Consider the following 527-nt stretch of genomic DNA (forward strand, 5'->3'; position numbering starts at 1 on the left):
CTGCACGCCAGCTGCCCTTAGCTTGTGAACGATTTGCAAATATTTTTCATGACCAAATGCTGTGTAAATCAGGCATTTATACTTGGAAAAAAGGGCATGGAAAAAACTCATTTCATCCCGCCTCTCGTTTCGTTGTGAAGGAAAGCTGGTACTATGGGGGGAAGAGAAAGTGGAAGGTTGCTTACATACGGTGAAATTTCCTCATACATAAAAAAGACTCTTACTAAAAGTCCCTTGGATTTGAATCACAATCGATTTTTAAAGACTTGAACCAATTCCTCAAGAAAGTACGCGTTTCGATGACTACTTTAGAGCTATCACCTTTTTGAATATCGAGATATAAGCTGTAGCCATCATCGGATTTGGATTCGATCGGAATCAAATCAATCCATTCGTTACAATCTTTGACTGCTGAGGTGACACGATCTATTTGTGGCTGGGTTACATCACTTACGATCATTAAAAACTGCCTTTTCAATTATACACCCCATCGTTTTCTCTTTATTATATCACAGTTATTAGGATGG

Annotated in this window: 2 protein-coding genes; one reads left to right on the forward strand and one right to left on the reverse strand. The window is 38.7% G+C overall.

Translation table 11 applies throughout. From position 1 onward, the window contains the following. Window positions 1–194, forward strand: a 194-nt coding sequence (locus SB719_RS19005) for a hypothetical protein (protein ID WP_412159584.1), incomplete at its 5' end; no start/stop codon positions are given. A 29-nt stretch (window positions 195–223) separates the two neighbouring features. Here SB719_RS19005 and SB719_RS19010 read toward each other — a convergent pair. Continuing rightward, on the reverse strand, window positions 224–460 hold the full coding sequence (locus SB719_RS19010; protein ID WP_412159585.1) for a hypothetical protein: 237 nt from the start codon (window positions 458–460) through the stop codon (window positions 224–226). Window positions 461–527: the final 67 nt, after the last annotated feature.

It is taken from the genome of Pantoea sp. SIMBA_079 (assembly GCF_046940275.1).
GTDB classification, from domain to species: Bacteria; Pseudomonadota; Gammaproteobacteria; order Enterobacterales; family Enterobacteriaceae; genus Pantoea; species Pantoea borealis.

Coding starts and splice junctions, on each gene's coding strand:
- SB719_RS19010 (WP_412159585.1), bottom strand. CDS start 460: ATGATCGTAAGTGATGTAACCCAGCCACAAATAGATCGTGTCACCTCA.